At 44.2% G+C, this 20,121-nt stretch carries 20 protein-coding genes; 5 read left to right on the top strand and 15 right to left on the bottom strand.

Annotated features, from left to right (window positions below; all coding sequences use genetic code 11):
- Positions 1 to 25: 25 nt before the first annotated feature.
- From HG547_RS12680 to HG547_RS20935, 4 genes are read right to left on the bottom strand one after another with little or no spacing between them, the layout of a single operon-like run.
- Positions 26 to 2,200 (bottom strand): chemotaxis protein CheA, encoded by a 2,175-nt coding sequence (locus tag HG547_RS12680; protein WP_037429779.1) that lies wholly within the window; start codon positions 2,198 to 2,200, stop codon positions 26 to 28.
- Entirely contained in the window at positions 2,197 to 2,517 is a 321-nt protein-coding gene (locus tag HG547_RS12675; RefSeq protein WP_037418461.1) for an STAS domain-containing protein, read from the bottom strand. Before HG547_RS12675 ends, HG547_RS12680 begins: the two co-directional genes overlap by 4 nt.
- Before the next feature lie 12 nt (positions 2,518 to 2,529).
- Positions 2,530 to 2,895 carry a response regulator gene (locus tag HG547_RS12670; protein WP_169548016.1) on the bottom strand — a complete coding sequence of 122 codons (366 nt, stop codon included), beginning with the start codon at positions 2,893 to 2,895 and terminating at the stop codon, positions 2,530 to 2,532.
- Positions 2,896 to 2,927: 32 nt separating this feature from the next.
- Positions 2,928 to 4,103: a methyl-accepting chemotaxis protein gene (locus HG547_RS20935; protein WP_051714127.1), complete on the bottom strand. Its 1,176-nt coding sequence runs from the start codon at positions 4,101 to 4,103 to the stop codon at positions 2,928 to 2,930.
- 516 nt (positions 4,104 to 4,619) lie between these two features.
- On the opposite strand from HG547_RS20935, the gene eco reads away from it, so the two are divergent.
- Entirely contained in the window at positions 4,620 to 5,171 is a 552-nt protein-coding gene (gene eco, locus HG547_RS12660) for a serine protease inhibitor ecotin (protein WP_169548015.1), read from the top strand.
- Between the two features lie 218 nt (positions 5,172 to 5,389).
- On the opposite strand, the gene serS is transcribed toward eco, so the two are convergent.
- The 6 genes from serS to lrp all read right to left on the bottom strand — a co-directional run bounded on the left by serS (position 5,390) and on the right by lrp (position 12,661).
- Entirely contained in the window at positions 5,390 to 6,676 is a 1,287-nt protein-coding gene (gene serS / locus HG547_RS12655; RefSeq protein ID WP_055647642.1) for a serine--tRNA ligase, read from the bottom strand.
- 18 nt (positions 6,677 to 6,694) lie between these two features.
- Positions 6,695 to 7,069 carry a fluoride efflux transporter CrcB gene (crcB, locus tag HG547_RS12650; RefSeq protein WP_037418443.1) on the bottom strand — a complete coding sequence of 125 codons (375 nt, stop codon included), beginning with the start codon at positions 7,067 to 7,069 and terminating at the stop codon, positions 6,695 to 6,697.
- The gene (locus HG547_RS12645) at positions 7,062 to 8,393 is read right to left on the bottom strand and encodes a replication-associated recombination protein A (protein ID WP_169548014.1); all 1,332 of its coding nucleotides are present in this window, start codon (positions 8,391 to 8,393) and stop codon (positions 7,062 to 7,064) included. Before HG547_RS12645 ends, crcB begins: the two co-directional genes overlap by 8 nt.
- Positions 8,394 to 8,401: 8 nt before the next feature.
- A complete protein-coding gene (gene lolA / locus HG547_RS12640) occupies positions 8,402 to 9,022 on the bottom strand; it encodes an outer membrane lipoprotein chaperone LolA (RefSeq protein WP_037427634.1) in 621 nt (206 codons plus the stop codon).
- A 69-nt stretch (positions 9,023 to 9,091) separates the two neighbouring features.
- The gene (locus HG547_RS12635; RefSeq protein WP_169548013.1) at positions 9,092 to 11,830 is read right to left on the bottom strand and encodes a DNA translocase FtsK 4TM domain-containing protein; all 2,739 of its coding nucleotides are present in this window, start codon (positions 11,828 to 11,830) and stop codon (positions 9,092 to 9,094) included.
- Between the two features lie 324 nt (positions 11,831 to 12,154).
- Positions 12,155 to 12,661, bottom strand: a complete 507-nt coding sequence (gene lrp, locus HG547_RS12630; RefSeq protein WP_037418431.1) for a leucine-responsive transcriptional regulator Lrp — start codon at positions 12,659 to 12,661, stop codon at positions 12,155 to 12,157.
- 180 nt (positions 12,662 to 12,841) lie between these two features.
- Between lrp and ald the strand changes: the two genes are divergently transcribed.
- Both ald and trxB read left to right on the top strand, forming a co-directional pair.
- Complete coding sequence (gene ald / locus HG547_RS12625) at positions 12,842 to 13,957, top strand: alanine dehydrogenase (RefSeq protein WP_037418428.1); 1,116 nt, start codon at positions 12,842 to 12,844, stop codon at positions 13,955 to 13,957.
- A gap of 251 nt (positions 13,958 to 14,208) precedes the next feature.
- Positions 14,209 to 15,162, top strand: a complete 954-nt coding sequence (gene trxB, locus HG547_RS12620; RefSeq protein ID WP_169548012.1) for a thioredoxin-disulfide reductase — start codon at positions 14,209 to 14,211, stop codon at positions 15,160 to 15,162.
- Between the two features lie 147 nt (positions 15,163 to 15,309).
- On the opposite strand, the gene rplT is transcribed toward trxB, so the two are convergent.
- The 4 genes from rplT to thrS form a co-directional block, all read right to left on the bottom strand.
- Positions 15,310 to 15,666 (bottom strand): 50S ribosomal protein L20, encoded by a 357-nt coding sequence (gene rplT, locus HG547_RS12615; RefSeq protein ID WP_006081652.1) that lies wholly within the window; start codon positions 15,664 to 15,666, stop codon positions 15,310 to 15,312.
- Positions 15,667 to 15,682: 16 nt separating this feature from the next.
- The gene (rpmI, locus tag HG547_RS12610; protein ID WP_011072303.1) at positions 15,683 to 15,877 is read right to left on the bottom strand and encodes a 50S ribosomal protein L35; all 195 of its coding nucleotides are present in this window, start codon (positions 15,875 to 15,877) and stop codon (positions 15,683 to 15,685) included.
- Between the two features lie 84 nt (positions 15,878 to 15,961).
- On the bottom strand, positions 15,962 to 16,504 hold the full coding sequence (gene infC / locus HG547_RS12605; protein WP_011072302.1) for a translation initiation factor IF-3: 543 nt from the start codon (positions 16,502 to 16,504) through the stop codon (positions 15,962 to 15,964).
- Between the two features lie 3 nt (positions 16,505 to 16,507).
- The gene (gene thrS, locus HG547_RS12600; RefSeq protein WP_037418422.1) at positions 16,508 to 18,436 is read right to left on the bottom strand and encodes a threonine--tRNA ligase; all 1,929 of its coding nucleotides are present in this window, start codon (positions 18,434 to 18,436) and stop codon (positions 16,508 to 16,510) included.
- 376 nt (positions 18,437 to 18,812) lie between these two features.
- Between thrS and HG547_RS12595 the strand changes: the two genes are divergently transcribed.
- The gene (locus HG547_RS12595) at positions 18,813 to 19,073 is read left to right on the top strand and encodes a hypothetical protein (RefSeq protein WP_248278743.1); all 261 of its coding nucleotides are present in this window, start codon (positions 18,813 to 18,815) and stop codon (positions 19,071 to 19,073) included.
- A 214-nt stretch (positions 19,074 to 19,287) separates the two neighbouring features.
- The gene (locus HG547_RS12590) at positions 19,288 to 19,488 is read left to right on the top strand and encodes a CPXCG motif-containing cysteine-rich protein (protein WP_011622722.1); all 201 of its coding nucleotides are present in this window, start codon (positions 19,288 to 19,290) and stop codon (positions 19,486 to 19,488) included.
- Positions 19,489 to 19,497: 9 nt separating this feature from the next.
- On the opposite strand, the gene HG547_RS12585 is transcribed toward HG547_RS12590, so the two are convergent.
- Entirely contained in the window at positions 19,498 to 20,118 is a 621-nt protein-coding gene (locus HG547_RS12585; protein WP_169548011.1) for a riboflavin synthase subunit alpha, read from the bottom strand.
- Between the last annotated feature and the right edge of the window lie 3 nt (positions 20,119 to 20,121).

Below are 20,121 nucleotides of genomic sequence, written 5' to 3'. Positions count from 1 at the left end.
AGTCAATATTCCTTTTCAACATAGGCTATTCATCTATCAGTGCTACATGATGATATTTTTTGGCGCTAATACTTGCTTCAGTAATTAAACCCTGTACATCAAGGATCAAGGCAATATCTCCCGTTCCTAAAATAGTGGCACCGCTTAATCCCTTGAGATGTTGAAACATTTTCCCTAAGGGCTTAATCACTGTTTGCTGTTCACCAAATAATTTATCGACAACTATCCCTGCTTTAGTTCGACCAAAACGAACAACAACAAGGCTTTCACGGGTATGGTTTTGATTTAAATTCGGTATATTAAAAAAACTTTTAAGTCGTATAAAAGGCATCAGTTCCCCACGCAAACTGATGTAATTCTTCTGTTGCTCATGCCATTCGCCCCGATTGAGCTCGACACATTCTTCTACCATATTCAGCGGTATCACATAGTTTTCGTTGGCAGCACCGACCATAAAACCATCAATAATGGCAAGAGTTAATGGTAATGTGATCGTCACTTTTGTACCTTTACCCAGCTCGCTATCGAGTTCAACTGAGCCGCGTAACGCTTCAATATTGCGTTTAACTACGTCCATACCAACACCTCTTCCTGACAGATTACTTGCTTTATCTTTAGTACTGAGGCCTGGTTCAAAGGCTAATTTCAAAATTTCAGAATGGCTAAGCATCTGGTTTACATCAATTAACCCCAATGCTTCAGCCTTTCTTCTAATGCGTTCAGGGTCAAGTCCAGCACCATCGTCAGTGACTTCAATAACGATATGTCCAGAATCATGGTAGGCATTTAACATCAGATGTCCCTCAGCGGATTTACCGGCCTTGAGACGAGCCTCTGGAAGTTCAATACCGTGATCTAGGGCATTGCGAACGAGGTGGGTTAAAGGGTCATTAATCTTTTCAACAACGATTTTATCGAGTTCAGACTCTCCCCCTTGAATGGTTAACTCAATTTGTTTACCTAGTTCATTGCTGACATCGCGTACCACTCGCCGGAAACGTGAAAAGGTTTCGCCTATCTGCACCATACGTAGTTGTAAGGCATTTTCTCTAATTTCTTGAACCAGATGTTCTACCGATCCTACTAGGTCATTAGCATCGAGAAATTGGTAACGGTCGACCATCACCTTCATCGCGGCACTTGCCGTCACCAACTCACCAACCAAATTAATTAACTGGCCAAGACGATTAGAATCGACGCGAATAGTTTGCGCCTGCTCTCGAGCTTGTATTTGTTTTTTAAGGGCTTGCTCAACCACAGGTTTATCGACAAGTAAGTTTGCAATTAGCACTTCGCCCAGTTTTTTAGTCGTGCAGTCTTCACTCTTGCCAGACTGTAAATCGAGTGATTTAGAGAGTTCTCTTTCAGTGATGGCGCCGATCGATAGCAGAATTTCACCTAGCCGCTGATTTTCAGACGGATTCAGCTGTTCAATCAGAGCTTGAAATGATTCGGAGATTTTTTGTGAAGGTAGAATCTGTATATCGCAATCATCTTGGGCAAATTCAAATACCGACTCAATTTGTTCTTTCGTACAATCTCCAGCAAAAATAATACGATAGCGTAAAAAGCAACTTTCGAAGTCACATTCTTCGAATGGCGGCAACTTGTGGCTTAAACAAATAACTTCAAGCACTTGACCTAATTGATGCAAATAACGAATAAAGCTTAATGGATCTAATCCATTACGTAGTGCATCGGCTTTAAAATCCAGTGATATAAGCCAATGGCCCGTATCAAGATAATGTCCTTCTATCCGTTCAGGGGTAATCGCCTCTGCGGCGAGAGTCTGAGGGTAACAAGGTTCAAGGTTTTCATGTTGCGCTAATTCGGCCAAAATTGACTGACTTTGAATGCAGAGTGTATTCAACTCTGCCTCATCCTCCTCTACCGCAGCATTGACCAACGCCCATGTATGATCTTTACACTTAAGGAGTAGTGCTATAAGCGCACTATCTATTTTCAATTCATTTTTGCGCAGCCTATCAATTGACGTTTCAATGGGATGAGTAAAATCAACGATGGCACGATAATTAAAAATACCCGCTGCACCTTTTATCGTGTGCATTGCTCTAAAAAGTTGATTTATTAATTCTGTACTTTCTGCGTCGACCTCTAATGACAATAATGCATCTTCCATTTCTGTCAGTAGTTCTTCCGCTTCGGTCATAAATAACTTTTGAACGTCATTAGCGGTCATAGGCGAGTCTCCGAGGATATCACTATGGTATCGTCAAATGTGCCAGACAAACCCGAAAGTGCGAGGGCATCTATTACCGCTTTGCTGTGGTGACAAAATTCTACTCGATGTGCCTCATTCAATACTTTAAGCGCCAGAAGCCACTGAAGCCCTGCGGTATCGATCTCTGTCACTTGAGAAAGATCAACACTGATGTCTACACCCGGTTGCAAATGACCGACTAGTGCATCACGAAATTCCATAACACTATAGATAGTTAACTCTTCGGTTAAGTTAACCTTAATAGATAGATCTTTTAGCGCGATATTGATTGGCATACACAAATCCTTTTACGGTAAACAAAGTTTAGCTACCGCATCAAGCATTTGGGGTGGTTGAAAAGGCTTGACTACCCATGCCTTAGCTCCCGCCATGCGACCTTCTTCCATTTTATCCCGACCCGCCTCGGTGGTGAGCATAATGACTGGAGTGAATTTATAACGCGGATGTTTTTTAACTTCTTTTAAAAAGCTAATGCCATCCATATTTGGCATATTAACGTCACTGATAATAAGATTAATTTTATCGCCATTGAGTTTACTCAGTGCATCTTTACCATCACAGGCATCAATGACCTCATAACCTGCGCCCCTAAGCGTAATACTGACGACATGTCGGATAGAGGCAGAGTCATCAACTACGAGTATTCTTTTCATCTCAGTGGCCATCCTTGTTTTATAAACGTGAACTAAAAGAAGTTAATAGAACTTTTCTCTGCATGTTGATAATGGCTATCTTTTTTTGAACTATGGTGAATATGCTGTTCGGTCGCCACATACCTTTGCTTCATCATGGCAAGCAAGGAATCCACATCACCTTCAGGAATAGGTAAACCGGCTTCCCTCGCTTGCTGTTGAACACGGATTAGCTCTGTAAGTTCATCAATACTGGCGACAAGCTGTCTTAACATTTGGTCGCAGCGATCTTGAAATTGAAAATCCACTAATATTTGCTCAATTTCTCTTTTAACTTGCCGACCAAGCTCTAATGCTTGAATACCCTCATCTTTCATTTGCAAAGTACGATTTTCGAGGTGGTCAATTACACGGATGAGAATGGACTCGCCACCTTCTAGCGCTTGGCTTTCCTGTAAAGTAGCTGCATCGGTCAGCTGGTATAGTTCCGCCATTCGTTGATTTAATTCAGTGATCTGCTGAGTGATCCGTTCACCTGTCTGCCCTGATTGAGCGGACAAGGTTCTGACTTCATCAGCCACTACGGCAAAGCCGCGACCCGATTCTCCGGCTCTAGCGGCTTCAATTGCCGCATTTAAGGCTAATAAATTGGTTTGTTGGGCAATTTTTCTAACTTCAGCTGCGAGTCCATCAAGTGCTTTGGTATCGTTAACTAATGCGGTTAACTGTTCTAAATGGTGCAGTTTGGCACTATTCATCTGGTTTAAGTCATTAAATAATGCTTTTAGCAGTGCTTTGTCGTCTTCTATAGCTGGAGAGTGGAGTTGATCTGCGATCCCAGTTGAATTACTAGTGACTTTTTCGATTTCGCTGATAATTGAACTAAATCGCTCCGTCATATTGGCTACGCTTTGGTTCATTTGTTGGTCGACAGAGACGATATGTCCCTGCCATACGGGTACTAAGCGGGAAATAATCGCCTCAAGTTTGGCGACTTGTTGGTCAACATGATGTCGTTTCTCTTTTTCATAGGCGAGTTGGCGAGATTGATAAAGATGAGTCGATTTGTGAATTTGTGCCCGAAGCACCCAAGCAAATCCAAAGTATGAGAGTAAAGATAAGCCGGCAAGCCACCAATGGGAGAGCCAAACGAGCCCGCAGAAGACTATAGCTCCAACAATAAAGGTCAAGGTGGTGGTAGAAAAAAGATTGCGCTCCATGCTTGTCATTTTTACTGTCTCTTTTATTTCTATTATGTTGTTACGGAAGAAACTTTTCCCTACAGATAAACGTAGTCGCTTTTTTCGTATTACGCCAAAACTCTGAGTACTTCTTGAACAAGATCACACAAAAGGCTGATTTAATTAAATAAGCCTCTAATTATCTAAATAAATTTAACATTGGGGATGAAATGACGTTCGGATTAAGTACATCGTAAGTAGTTGATGGCTATCGGTCTGCTAAGTGGTATTATTTTTTGAACAGTTTTTAAGCTCAAACAAACCACAGCATCGAGACTATAAAATTTTCTATGAATGCGCCATTTTTCAAAAACACAGTTCAACCCTCTAAAATTCATTGATTTTATAGCCGAATACTAGATAAAGATCTTAAGGAAAAATGAGTTATGGGCTTAAATTTTCCTGCATAAATAACCCTTTCTTGCAAGTAAGCCGTTTATAGGTACCGTAGAATGGTTGTTCCATTATCCTAGCAACCTCTTTTTAAGTCTTAAGGAGAAATGTATGAAATTAACTCAATTGCGTTATCTTGCGGTAGTACCACTGGCCTTTACGTTGCTTTCTTTTAATGCCAGTGCTGTCAGTCCGCCTCATCCAACAGGACTTAATGCCCCAATGATTAATGTTTCTCGTATGAACACCAATAATTATGCTCCAGGGGAAGCCGTTAAAATGTTCCCTGCCCCCAAGAAAGGCATGGTTCAACATATTTTGACATTACCTAAGCTTGAGAATGAAGCAGACTACATGGTCGAGATCCAAATAGGCCAAACTCAACTTGTTGATTGCAATAAACATGGACTCAATGGCCAGCTTAAAGAGCTCACCGTTGAAGGTTGGGGTTATAACTACTATCAGGTCGATGAAATATCAGAAGGCCCAAGCACTATGATGGCCTGTTTTGAATTAGCCAAAAAAGAAGCATTTCTAAGGATCCCAAGTGAATTAACACTGCGTTATGACAGTCGTCTACCAAAGGTGTTTTATCTACCCGAGGGTGCAGAACTGCGCTTTAGAACGTGGAAGGCTGATTCAGCGTATCAATATTCAAAGTAATCATGTAATAAAATCAAAAAGAAGGGATATCTATTGCAGATATCCCTTTTCATTTTGAGTCTTAACATTGAGTCGTGCTAATTGACGTTTTCTAACACAACCCAGACAGCTTTACCTAAGGTTGCGAGCATCACAGCGCAAAATATGGCGATGACCGCAGTATAGGAAAGCCAACGAAGATAGCGTTGACCTTTATCCATGGTATTGTGTTATGTCAATTAACCGATCTGTGTGAGTCCGCCCATGTATGGACGCAGCGCCTCAGGGATTGTCACGCTACCATCAGCATTTTGATAGTTTTCCAAAATCGCAACTAAGGTACGACCTACCGCAAGACCAGAGCCATTTAAGGTATGTAATAATGCGGGTTTGTTATCAGCCTTAACACGGTAACGCGCTTGCATACGGCGCGCTTGGAAATCCTTCATATTTGAGCATGAAGAGATCTCACGGTAAGTGTTTTGCCCAGGTAACCACACTTCAATATCGTAGGTCTTGCTTGAGCCAAAGCCCATATCACCGGTACAAAGCACCACTGTACGATATGGTAAGCCTAAACGTTGTAAAACCGTTTCCGCATGGCCAGTCAACACTTCGAGTGCAGCCATTGAATCTTCTGGCTTAACTAGCTGTACTAATTCCACTTTATCAAACTGATGTTGACGAATTAAGCCACGGGTATCTTTACCGTAAGACCCTGCTTCACTACGGAAACACGCGGTATGTGCGGTTAATTTAATGGGTAACTCATCTTCATCAACGATGGTATCACGCACTAAGTTGGTTAATGGCACTTCTGCGGTTGGAATAAGGCTTAAGCCTTGGCCTTCTTCGGTCGCAGGTTTTGTGTGGAATAAATCCTCACCAAACTTAGGTAATTGGCCAGTACCCAATAAGCTTGCTTCGTTAACCAGTAATGGCACGTAGGCTTCGGTATAACCATGCTCAGTGGTGTGTAGATCTAACATGAACTGCCCTAATGCACGATTTAAACGGGCAATTTGGCCTTTCATCACGATAAAGCGTGAGCCAGTGATTTTCACTGCGCTCTTAAAATCTAAACCGTTTAGGCCTTCACCTAAATCGATATGATCTTTAACGGGGAAATCGAAGTTGCGTGGTGTGCCCCAACGACGGATTTCGACGTTTTCAGTCTCGTCAGCACCAATAGGCGCAGACTCATCTGGCAGGTTTGGCATCGACATAGCAATCGCGTTCACTTCTTCAAGTACCGCGGCCAGCTCGACTTTCTTCGCATCTAATTGCGCACCTAAATCGCCTACCTGCGCCATGATGGCATCCACATCTTCGCCGCGGGATTTAGCTTGTCCGATGGACTTGGAAATAGCATTACGCGAGGCTTGCAGCTCTTCCGTTGCCACTTGCAGTGACTTACGTTTTTCTTCTAATTGGGTGAGATGAGCGACATCTAAAATAAAACCACGGGTAGCTAATCGCTCAGCGGTCACTGCTAATTCGTTGCGCAAAAATTTAGGATCTAACATGTGATATATTCTTAATAGTTAAATGCGAGAAAAAACCAGTTGTTGACCTAAGTAAACCATAAACAAACATAGACTTAGGTTCAACACCACATTCAAAGCCGCCTTCAACCAATCTCCTTCTTGCATCAGCAATAAAGTTTCGTTTGAGAAGGTTGAAAACGTTGTCAAAGCACCTAACAGGCCAACACCAATTAGTGCTTTGAGTTCTGGGCTGATATGACTCAATTGTCCCAGTGCGTAAATGACGCCCATTAAAAATGAACCAAGGACATTGACCAACAGTGTACCAAAAGGAAAACTGCTGCCAAATACTTGGATCATGAATATTGAAATAAGATAGCGAAAAACCGCACCAATGGAACCACCTAAGGCCACAAGTATGAGATTATTCATACCTTTTTCTCCCACTGGCTTGATCTAATTGCGCTAATTGCGCCAATTTGTCCTTAATCCGCTTCTCAAATCCCCGTTCAGTCGGGAAATAAAATTGCGATGCTTGTAAGGATTCGGGGAAATAATTCTCGCCGCTGGCATAGGCATTGGGTTCATCGTGGGCATAGCGATACTCGGCGCCAAAACCCATTTCCGCCATGAGTTTGGTTGGCGCATTACGCAGATGATAAGGCACGGCCTCTTGGCCGGTTTCGCGCGCTAGCGCCCTCGCCGCTTTAAAGGCGGTGTAAACTGCATTACTTTTAGGCGCACTGGCTAAATACACAATCGCTTGGGCAATCGCCCGCTCACCTTCGGCAGGACCTACGCGGTGAAAACAATCCCAGGCATTGAGCGCAATGGTCATGGCAGCAGGATCTGCGTTGCCCACATCTTCTGAGGCTATGGCTAATAAGCGTCTGGCGACATATAGCGGATCGCCGCCACCTTCTAAAATGCGGCAAAACCAATAGAGTGCGGCGTCTGGCGCCGAGCCGCGAATCGATTTATGTACCGCCGAAATCAAATCGTAAAACTGATCGCCATTTTTATCGAACCCCGCCACTTGATGGCCTGCGACTTGAACCAGCATTTCAGTGGTAAAACTGCCACCATCGGCCACCATATCGCTCATCAATTCAAGCAGGTTAAGCGCCTTGCGCGCATCGCCATCACATAACTGCGCCAGCTTACTGAGCACATCATTTGGCATAATTAACTGACGCTGCCCTAAACCACGCTCGGCATCCGTTAAGGCTTGGGTGATGATATGCACTATCTCATCTTGGCTTAAGCGCTTGATAAGATAGACGCGTGCCCGCGACAGTAAGGCATTATTGATTTCAAATGAAGGATTTTCCGTGGTCGCCCCAATAAAAATCACAGTGCCATCTTCAATAAAGGGCAAAAAGGCGTCCTGTTGACTCTTATTAAAGCGATGCACTTCATCAACAAATAACAAGGTACGTTGGCCACGGGATTGAGCAACCGCTTGCGCTTGCTCAATGGCGGCGCGAATATCTTTTACACCCGACGTGACCGCCGAAATACGTTCGACATGGGCATTAGAATAATGGGCGATAAGTTCAGCAAGGGTCGTTTTACCTGTGCCCGGCGGTCCCCATAACATCATCGAATGGGCGCGGCCCGCTTCTAATGCTTGGCGTAGTGGTTGGCCCTCACCTAACAAATGAGCTTGACCTATGTACTCAGCTATCGTCCTTGGGCGCATACGCGCGGCCAAAGGACGAAAATCGGGCGCAAAATTAAACGATAAACTACTCACTCGCTAACCTATTGGGATTTAACACGTTGGTCATCAACATCAACGTTATCTGGCAACACAAACTTAAACAGCGCTTTATCCGCAGAACTAATAGTGTGTTGATTGCTTAAGTCAAACTGGCTCAGATTGCCTTTATCATCGAGTACATTAAATTTATTCAGTGTGCCTTTGTTAAAACACACATTGACCGCAGAAATACCAGCGTCCATCGACTTAGGTTTGATTTCATAACAGTCTTGCTTCTTGGTCACGCTATATTGCGACCAAGTGGCATCATCGCGGTGAACTAATAAAGCGATAGGCGATGCATTAATAGCTTCAGCAAAATCCATAATCACAACTTCCTCGGCAAAGGGGTTGTAGATCCATAAGTCTTTACCGTCGGCGACAATTTTAGACTCATCGGGCGCCGTTAAATGCCAATAAAACTGATTAGGGTGAGCAAGTGCAAATACGCCAGCCCCGCTTTGGATAACTTTTTTATTCACATCAGTAACGGTTTGCTTAAAATCCGCCTTAAGGGACTCCGTGCCGTTTAAGGTTTCGCGTAATTGCTTAGCATCATCGGCCAACACTGCATTGCTGTATAACAATGGTGATAACAACACAGCACACAACAGTTTTTTCATAGGTATCCTTTGGACTAAAAGTTGAACTCGCCGCATTATGGCGAGTTCAAACTGACATCTAGCTTAATATTAATAGTGTTTTGGAGCCGGAGGTGCTAACACTTCACGGTTACCGTTATGGCCCTGCGCCGAAACCACTCCCTGCATTTCCATTTGTTCGATAATACGCGCAGCACGGTTATAACCAATCTTAAATTTACGCTGCACGCTAGAAATCGAACCTCGGCGAGTTTCGGTCACGAAGGCAACGGCTTCATCATAAAGCGGATCGTATTCTTCATCGGATTCAGCGGTTTCACCCGGCAATAACACTTGTTCACCCTCGCTCACGCCATTGAGGATCTCATCAATGTATTGTGGCTTACCTCGGGCGCACCAATCGGCAACGACACGGTGAACTTCATGGTCATCGATAAAGGCACCATGGACACGATTTGGCACTGCGGTTCCGGGCGGTAAGTACAACATGTCACCCATACCGAGTAAGGTTTCAGCACCTTGCTGATCTAAAATGGTACGGGAGTCGATACGGGAAGACACTTGGAACGCCATCCGCGTCGGAATGTTAGCCTTGATTAAGCCGGTGATCACATCCACCGACGGACGCTGGGTCGCGAGGATTAAATGGATACCCGCAGCACGGGCTTTTTGGGCGATACGGGCGATCAGTTCTTCCACTTTCTTACCGACAATCATCATCATGTCGGCAAATTCATCGACAACCACCACAATCGAAGGCAGTTTATCTAAGGCTGGTGCCTCTGGCTCCATGCTGTCAGACGATTTCCACATAGGATCATAAATCACTTCACCATTGGCTTTAGCTTCAGCGATTTTCGCGTTATATCCCTTGATGTTACGAACGCCCATCATAGACATTAATTTATAACGGCGCTCCATCTCACCCACACACCAACGCAGCGCATTGGCCGCTTCTTTCATGTCGGTAACGACTTCACAGAGTAAATGCGGGATCCCCTCATAAACCGAGAGCTCAAGCATTTTCGGGTCAATCATGATAAAGCGAACATCTTCAGGACCAGACTTATACAGCAAGCTGGTGATCATCACGTTCACCCCGACTGATTTACCCGAGCCTGTCGTACCGGCAACCAATAAGTGCGGCATTTTACCTAAGTCAACCACAACAGGCTCACCGGAGATATCTTGGCCAAGCACCATAGTTAAATTCGATTTGCTCTGAGTAAAGGCTTCACAGTCGAGTACATCACGCATATACACTGTTTCGCGAAACTTGTTTGGCAGTTCAAGGCCAACGTAAGATTTCCCTGGGATCACCTCAACGACTCGCACACGCTCTGCCAGCAGTGAACGGGCTAAGTCATTTGCAAGGTTTGAAATCTTAGAGGCTTTAATACCTGGCGCCAGTTCAAGCTCAAAACGAGTGATCACCGGACCTGGATAGACCCCCACAACAGTAGCCACAATGTTAAAGTCGGCAAGCTTAGCTTCAACTAAACGTGCAACCTGCTCCAACTCTTCTGGGCTGATAGGATTCTTTTTACGATCGGGAACATCCAACAAGCTGATGCTTGGCAACGGATCCATTGGCTTAGTTGGGACAGGTTTATTTTCATGGCCAGGTAAAACAACAATGCCATCGACAACCTTAGCCTTAGGAGCTTGCTTTTGGCGCTGCGCTTGAGTCACTGCCCCCGTAGATGCTTTGGTATCAAAATCGATCACATCGTCATCATTGAACGTTAAGATGTCATCATCTTCATCAATGATAGCTTCGCGATGAAATACGGGTTCATCCTCATCGTCGTCGAAAACCTGAGCATTGAAACCGTTATCGGTTTCATCTTCTTCCAAATCAGCATCTTGCGCTTTAGCTACCCAAGGTGGCGCTTCAAAATGACCGTATTCAGCGACCGCGCTAACAGGATCAAGTTGCGGCTCAACGCGTTGCTGGCCTTTAGGTTCAGCTTTTGCTTTATTGTTGTTTAAACTTAAAATTTTAACCAAAGAAGATAACTTACCTTTACCACTACTGGCTTCAGTGATGAATTCTTCACGGGGCTCTTCTGGTAACGCCCGTGTATGGATCACGCGGCTTTGTGTTGTATCTGGTTGACGTATTTTTGCTTTATCAAGCACATGTTGCGAATCACGACGCTCGCGGAATTTATCCACAACAGACATAAAACCGCGAGTATCTTCCGTTTCTCGCTCACGCTTTAACGACTGAGGTAAACGTTTGAGTTGTTTGTAGCACCAGATTGAGACAAAGCCGACCTTTTCAACCACAGTCAGCCAACTGATCCCTGTTAATAGCGTAAAACCCGAGCCTAAACAGCACAATAGCAATAAGGTTGTGCCTAACTTATTAAAATATGGCAGCATCGCTTGACCAATGACATCACCAGCTACACCGCCTGCGGAAAACTCATAGATATTATTGGCGTTCATGCTGGCTAATGCCGAAAAACCAAGAATAAGTAGCAGAAAACCAATGATCCGCAATGCGACCGAAAAGTAGTCGATTTCCAACAAATCATGGGCGCGCTTAAAAAGCAGCCAACCAGTAGAGGCGACAATAATTGGCATGATATAGGCTGTCACGCCAAAAAAATACAGCAGGATATCGGCGATCCAAGCACCAACAGCCCCTGTCCAGTTATTGATATCACCTTGAAAATGAGACTGACTCCAACCCGGATCTGAGGGACTGAAACTGGCTAAAGCGAGCAAAATATAAGTGGCTACAACACAGCAAATGATGAGTCCGCCTTCGAGCAGACGCTGCAAGCCTGAGAGCGTGCGTACACTATTTCCTTGAGACAAACGACTTAATCCATAAAATTGAAACAGGTGGGCTAACGATACCAGAATCCCATTAAATGTGGAGCATCTTAGGCGGTTTTTCTCCTAAGAATTACTGCTATAAGATAAAAAAACGCTCTTGGCTCATAAAAGCTAGGACTTTGACCATTAACTGATTATTCCGCAATCAATTTAGGCTACATAGTTGAAGACAAATGCCAGATAAAAATATGCCCCTAAGCTGGCTAACTTAAGGGCAAAAGCAAGATTATAAGTGTGGTTTTAAAAGGCTTACACTGGAATAAATAAGGGGCCTAGGCCCCTTATTGTAACCGTTTCAGGGTATTAAATATCGCAGAGCAGCTGGTTTATCGCAACACGACTAGTATGTTTAACTTCTTCCATCACCACGTAGGTACGGGTATCAGAAACAGAAGGTAATTTCAGTAAAGTTTCGCCCAATAGGCGGCGGTAAGCCGACATATCAGAAACACGTGTTTTTAATAAGTAGTCAAAGTCACCAGAAACGAGATGACATTCTTGAATATCATCCAACAGTTGCACAGCGCGATTAAACTTATCAAATACTTCGGGAGTATCACGACTTAATGTGATTTCCACGAATACCAGTAGGGATGCACCCAAGAAATGAGGATTCACCAAAGCAGTATAGCCATTGATATATCCTTGCTTTTCGAGTCGTTTCACTCTTTCTAAACACGGAGTAGGACTTAATCCCACTCTTTTAGATAGTTCCACATTTGAAATGCGTCCATCAATTTGTAATTCATTAAGAATGTTGCGATCGATGCGATCCAAGTCTTTTACAGGACTCTTTTTATTATATGCCATTTATTTAACCTTGCTTTATCACTAAAACAACATTTTATTCTACGTATGTCTAAAGTTCAGCAGCATAAACTGCGTCGCCGATAATATACTAGATATCCCTGAATTAATCACGTTCAGGTCACGATAAAATAACAATTATGCCCATTAAAAGTGGGTTTTTCAGGCAATTGAGGCTCAAAAATGATTATTGGTGTACCAAAGGAAATTAAAAACCACGAGTATCGTGTCGGTATGGTTCCTTCAAGCGTTCGCGAATTGACAATCAAAGGTCATGAAGTGTTTGTAGAAACGAATGCCGGCACGGGAATTGGTTTTACTGATCAGGATTATATTGATGCAGGCGCAAAAATATTAGCAACTGCTGCTGAAGTCTTTGCTAAAGCAGAGATGATTGTAAAGGTAAAAGAGCCTCAGGCAGTTGAACGCGCCATGCTGCGTCATGACCAGATTTTATTCACTTATCTGCATTTAGCACCGGATTTACCACAAACTGAAGATTTAATTAAAAGTGGTGCCGTATGTATCGCTTACGAAACTGTGACCGATGACCGTGGTGGCTTACCGCTGTTAGCCCCGATGTCAGAAGTGGCTGGCCGCATGTCTATCCAAGCGGGTGCGATGGCGCTGGAAAAATCTTCTGGTGGTCGTGGTATGTTATTAGGTGGTGTACCCGGTGTTGAGCCAGCTAAAGTTGTGATCATTGGCGGTGGCATGGTCGGTACTAATGCAGCGCAAATGGCTGTCGGTATGGGCGCAGATGTAGTTGTGCTTGATCGTAGCATCGATGCACTACGTCGCTTAAACATGCAATTTGGTTCTGCAGTTAAAGCGGTTTACTCGACTGCCGATGCGATTGAGCGCCATGTATTAGAAGCTGACTTAGTCATTGGTGGCGTATTAATTCCTGGTGCTGCGGCACCTAAACTGGTGACACGTAGCATGATTTCTCGTATGAAACCAGGCAGTGCTATCGTAGACGTTGCTATCGACCAAGGCGGTTGCGTGGAAACCTCCCATGCAACGACTCACCAAGATCCAACTTATATCGTTGATGATGTTGTGCACTACTGTGTAGCGAACATGCCAGGCGCAGTAGCCCGTACATCAACCTTCGCTCTCAATAACGCAACTCTGCCTTATATCCTTAAGTTAGCTAACTTAGGTTATAAAGCCGCCCTGTTACAAGACAAGCACTTACTAAACGGTTTGAACGTAATGCACGGCAAACTGGTTTGTAAAGAAGTGGCTCAAGCATTAAATCTTGAGTACACAGCGCCAGCAAGTTTATTAGCCTAATCATATGAGAGCCTAGGTTCACACGGACCTACTCTGCTTTGTTCGGCCTCACTCTGTTGAGGCCGATTTTTTATGCAGATCACAATTATCTTCACTCACGCCGGTTTTAAGCCAGAGCCTTAGTAAACTCAGGCTGACAATTTGCCTTAGGATTCGATTAGCATAATCTAAAAGAATCACCAAACATCGCTTTACCCCTACAGGTAAATTCCCTACAATCCATGCAATTTGCTAAAAGCACGGAGAGAAAAATGAGCCAAGTCAGACATAGTAACCTATTGATTTTAGGTTCAGGTCCCGCAGGATACACAGCCGCAGTTTATGCTGCGCGCGCAAACTTAAAGCCTGTGATGATCACAGGTATGCAGCAAGGTGGTCAGTTAACGACCACAACTGAAGTTGAAAACTGGCCAGGTGATGCAGAAGACTTAACGGGTCCAGCATTAATGGAACGTATGCAAAAGCATGCGGAAAAATTTGATACTGAAATTCTGTTCGATCATATTAATGAAGTGACGCTAACTGAGCGCCCTTTCCGTTTAAAAGGCGATAACGGCGAATATACCTGTGATGCGCTAATCATCGCCACTGGCGCCTCTGCCCGTTACCTAGGACTTGAGTCTGAAGAAGCGTTCAAAGGACGCGGCGTATCGGCCTGTGCAACCTGTGATGGTTTCTTCTATCGTAATCAAAAAGTTGCAGTGATTGGTGGTGGTAACACAGCCGTTGAAGAAGCACTATACCTAAGCAATATCGCCGCCGAAGTGCACTTAATTCACCGTCGCGACACCTTCCGCTCAGAAAAAATTCTTATCGACCGTTTAATGGATAAAGTCGCCAACGGCAACATTATCCTGCATCTAGACCAAACCATGGAAGAAGTGGTTGGTGATGCAATGGGTGTAACAGGTCTAAAAATGAAGAGCACCAAAGACGGTTCTATCACTGATCTAGCCGTTGCCGGTGTGTTCGTGGCCATTGGTCACAGCCCAAACACAGGGATTTTTGAAGGCCAATTAGAGATGAACAACGGCTATTTGAAGGTGCAGAGTGGTCTCCATGGTAACGCCACGCAAACCAGTATAGAAGGCGTGTTTGCCGCAGGTGATGTGATGGACCAACATTACCGTCAAGCGATTACCTCTGCGGGTACAGGTTGTATGGCAGCATTAGATGCCGAGCGTTACTTAGACGCGAAGAAATAATCTACTGTAAGTCTTATCTAGACTCAAATAATAGCAGGCACAGGTTAACTACCTTAGCCTGCAATTTTTTATCTGCATGTTGTGGCTAAAAACAGCAACAAAAAAAGGGACCAAATGGTCCCCTCTTAAGTGCGACAAACTAATTGCTTAGTTTAACGCTTCTTTTGCTTTTTCAACTAAAGTTGCGAATACAACTTTGTCAAATACAGCGATGTCAGCCAAAATCTTACGATCGATTTCGATAGACGCCTTTTTCAGACCGTTGATGAAACGGCTGTAAGACAGACCATTTTGACGAGCTGCAGCATTAATACGTGCAATCCACAGTTGGCGGAATTGACGTTTTTTCTGACGACGGTCACGGTAAGCATATTGACCAGCTTTAGTTACTGCTTGAACAGCAACGCGGTAGGTACGGCTACGAGCGCCATAATAACCTTTAGCTAATTTTAAAACTTTCTTGTGACGAGCACGTGCGGTTACACCACGCTTAACTCTTGGCATTTTCTAATCTCCTAAATTAAGCGTATGGTAATTGACGCGCGATTGCTGGAACGTCAACTTTGGCAACTAAACACTTGTTACGTAAGTGACGCTTACGCTTAGTGCTCTTTTTGGTCAGAATGTGACGTAAATGGGCTTGCTTGCGCTTGAAACCATTAGCGGTTTTCTTAAAACGCTTCGCTACACCTCTGTCGGTTTTCATTTTAGGCATTACTAAAACTCCGCATTGGGATGTTAAATAAAAAGCAAGGCGAGCGAAGGGATATAGCCTTCGCTACTTTATAGGTTGCCCTACTTATTTCTTTTTAGGCGCTAGCACCATGATGGCCTGTCGGCCTTCCATTTTCGGGAAGGATTCAACAACCGCATACTCATCCAAATCAGTCTTAATACGGTTCAAAAGATCCATACCAAGATTTTGGTGGGCCATTTCGCGACCTCGGAAACGCAGCGTAATTTTCGCTTTGTCCCCGTCTTCCAGAAAACGTATCAGGTTGCGTAGTTTTACCTGATAGTCGTTTTCGTCAGTTCCAGGACGGAATTTAATTTCCTTAACCTGAACCTGCTTTTGCTTCTTCTTTTGTTCCTTGGCTGACTTAGCCTTATCAAACAGGAACTTACCGTAGTCCATAATGCGACATACTGGAGGTTCAGCATTTGGACTAATTTCAACTAGGTCTACACCTGCTTCATCTGCCAAATTCTGAGCATCTCTGATGCTCACCACACCAATAGCTTCACCATCAATGCCGGTTAAGCGTACTTCTGGTACACCTGTGATTTCTTCATTGATTCTATTAGGGGCCAGCTGACGCCCTGCTGTTTTCTTGATCTTTATGACCTATTCCTCCAACAATTTGAGACTACGGAGCGAAATCTGTTGATGGATTTTAGCGGCGAAATCTTCAATTCGCATCTTACCTAAATCAACGCCATCACGAGTACGCACCGCGACTTCCTTATTTTCCATCTCTTGATCGCCAACGACCAATAAATAAGGGACACGCCTTAAGGTGTGTTCGCGTATTTTAAAGCCTATTTTCTCATTCCTCAAGTCAAATGAGGCACGAATACCTTGTTCTTTGAAGAATTTGACCACTTCTTCAACATAATCAGCCTGTTTGTCGGTGATATTCATCACGACAACTTGCATTGGCGCTAACCATGTTGGGAACCGACCAGCATATTCTTCAATTAGAATACCTAAGAAACGCTCCAACGAACCTAAAATTGCACGATGGATCATCACAGGCGTTTGACGGCTATTATCTTCCGCCACATAAGTTGCACCTAAACGGCTTGGTAATGCGTAATCAAGTTGCACTGTTCCGCACTGCCATGCACGGTCTAAACAGTCGTGCAGTGTGAACTCAATCTTAGGACCGTAGAAGGCTCCTTCACCCGGTAAAATGGTGAACTCGATATTGTTTGCACGTAAAGCTTGCTTAAGTGCTTCTTCAGCTCTATCCCACATCGCATCGTCACCGATGCGTTTTTCTGGTCGAGTCGACAGTTTTACTACGATGTTTTCAAAACCGAAGGTAGAGTAAGTATCGTATACCATTTGGATACAAGAGCTGACTTCCGCTTGAACTTGCTCTTCAGTACAGAAAATATGGGCATCGTCTTGAGTAAAACCACGTACGCGCATCAGGCCGTGCAGTGAACCAGAAGGCTCATTACGGTGACAGCAACCAAATTCTGCCATACGCAATGGCAAGTCACGGTAAGATTTCAAACCTTGGTTGAAAATCTGTACGTGGCCAGGGCAGTTCATTGGCTTAACCGCATATTCACGGTTTTCACTGCTGGTGGTAAACATGGCTTCTGAGTATTTATCCCAGTGACCAGAGCGTTCCCACAGTACCCGGTCCATCATCAACGGACCTTTCACTTCTTGGTAAGTGTATTGATTTAACTTGCGACGGATGAATCTTTCTAACTCAAGGAAGATACTCCAACCGTCGTTATGCCAGAACACCATGCCGGGTGCTTCTTCTTGCATATGGTATAGATCGAGCTGCTTACCAATCTTGCGGTGGTCACGTTTAGCCGCTTCTTCGAGACGAGTTAAATAGGTACTCAGGGCTTTTTTGTCAGCCCATGCAGTACCATAAATACGTTGCAGCATCTTGTTTTCAGAGTTACCGCGCCAGTAGGCGCCGGCAATGCTCATCAATTTAAAATGCTGGCAAAAACGCATGTTTGGCACGTGAGGACCACGGCACATGTCGGTGTATTCTTCGTGATGATACAGAGCAGGTGTCGCATCTTTGCTAATGTTTTCATCCAGAATCGCAATCTTATATTCTTCACCGCGGGCGGCGAAGGTATCACGGGCTTCTTGCCAGCTTACAACGCGTTTCACTACGTCATAGTTGGTTTTTGCCAGTTCAAGCATACGTTTTTCGAGAGCTTCGATATCTTCTTGAGTCAGCTTATGCTCAAGATCGATGTCGTAGTAGAAGCCGTTATCGATCACAGGACCGATCGCCATCTTGGTTTGTGGCCATAATTGCTTGATTGCATGGCCTAATAAATGCGCACAAGAATGGCGAAGGATTTCAATACCTTCTTCGTCTTTAGCGGTAATAATAGAAAGTTCAGCATCGATTTCGATAAGATCGCAAGCGTCTTTGAGTTCGCCATTCACGCGACCAGCGATACAGGCTTTCGCAAGACCAGGGCCAATATCAGCGGCAACATCGAGAGTCGATACGGGATGTGCAAACTCGCGTTTGCTACCATCAGGAAGTGTAATTACAGGCATGAAATATCCTTGTCCAGTGGTGACCCACACGTAGGGCCACATGGTGATTAAGTAAAAAGAGTAATGCTCGCGAGGTTAAGACAGTACAGGAGTCTTAGCCGCCTTGCGTAGCAGGCAGTTATTCTACGGGATCGTCTTTAATACACGCAAGTTAAATGGCCCGATTGCGGGGCTTAGCGCCCAAATCGATGCATTTATTAAAACCAATCCGCGAAGTTTGCCGTTAATTCATCATATTGCAGTCAATCGTTCATGTGGCAGTCATCTAACGCCCCTACTCTATGTGCGTTAAATGACCGCGGGATTCTTTGTTATTTGCCATAACAAATGCCGTTGCCGTCACATCGCTGTAAATAATGAAGCAAAAGGAGTTGGTATGTTCACGAGTATCCTATTGATGGTTGCACTTAACCAAGTCGCCCAGAATTCAATCTCTGTTAACCCCATACCAAAAACACAACCTGAGCCGATAGTGGTTCAAAGCCAAACAGTACAATTCGACACCATTGGCTTACAGGCCGATATCCATGCCGAGCTTTTGCTACAGATAGAACGACTATCGCAGGCCATTAGTGACAATATAGAGGAAGGCATATTACCGACGGCGCCAGTCGAACTTATGACTGTAAAGGATTGAGTTAACATAACTGGTGCAGATGCTTGACGGTTCTTACGCTAGAAAATTTTAGTGAAAAAAGTACCAAGCGCTGAGCTGAATGGAAAAATCTAGTTAATGAGATTTTGATATCGACTTTATCTAAGCTGCCACGGCACATTCTTGTATACTCAAACAAAGCCAGTATGAAGGCTTAGCGACAAATGTCATCCCTTCGTTAGCGAGGAGTTGCGCCATGAGGATCATGAATAAAGTCATTGCCTGCCCCCACTGCGGACACCATCAACATATTAGTATTGATGCCAGCAGCGGCGATCAGGATTATTACGATGACTGCCGAATTTGTTGTAACCCCATCCACCTGCGTTTACATGTGGATGATGCCCGCCGAACCATAGAGTTATATATTGACTCGGACGACGAGCAAATTTATTAGGCATGTTGATTAATATTGGTCGCTAAAACGTTTAGCCAGTACACGCTCGACTGTGTCGACGATGGCTTGGGTTTGGCTGTCAATTTCGATATTTAACTCATCACCAACCTGACATTGGCCTAAATTGGTCAACTTAAGAGTTTCTGGGATCAAGTGCAGCATAAAAGTACTCTCGGTCACCTCGCCAACGGTAAGGCTGCAACCATTTACCCCAACAAAGCCTTTATAGAGAATATAATTCATCCATTTAGGCTCGACGCTTAAGCTCAGATCATAATGCTGCTCGGTGTGACTAATGTGACTGACTTTTGCCTTGGTATGAATGTGTCCAGATAGGATATGGCCGCCGATTTCGCTTCCAAAAGTCAGAGAGCGTTCAATGTTAACGCGCTGCCCAACGGATAAATTTGCCAAGTTAGTCAATCTTAAGGTCTCTTCCACTACATCGAAAAATACCCTATCATCAACGACCTGAGTCACCGTCAGACATACCCCGTTATTTGCCACACTTGCGCCAATTGCAAGTCCCTCATGCAAATCAGGTTTAAACGCTACCTCAAGGGTATTGAGGCCATCTTTCTTATGTATTGCAACCACCTCACAGGTGGCTTGAACTATACCAGTAAACATTTT

Origin of the sequence: Shewanella sp. DNRA4 (assembly GCF_012843185.1) — a bacterium.
GTDB lineage: Bacteria > Pseudomonadota > Gammaproteobacteria > Enterobacterales > Shewanellaceae > Shewanella > Shewanella xiamenensis.
The sequence above is the reverse complement of the archived record's forward strand: the minus strand, read 5'-3'. Positions and strand labels throughout refer to the sequence as shown.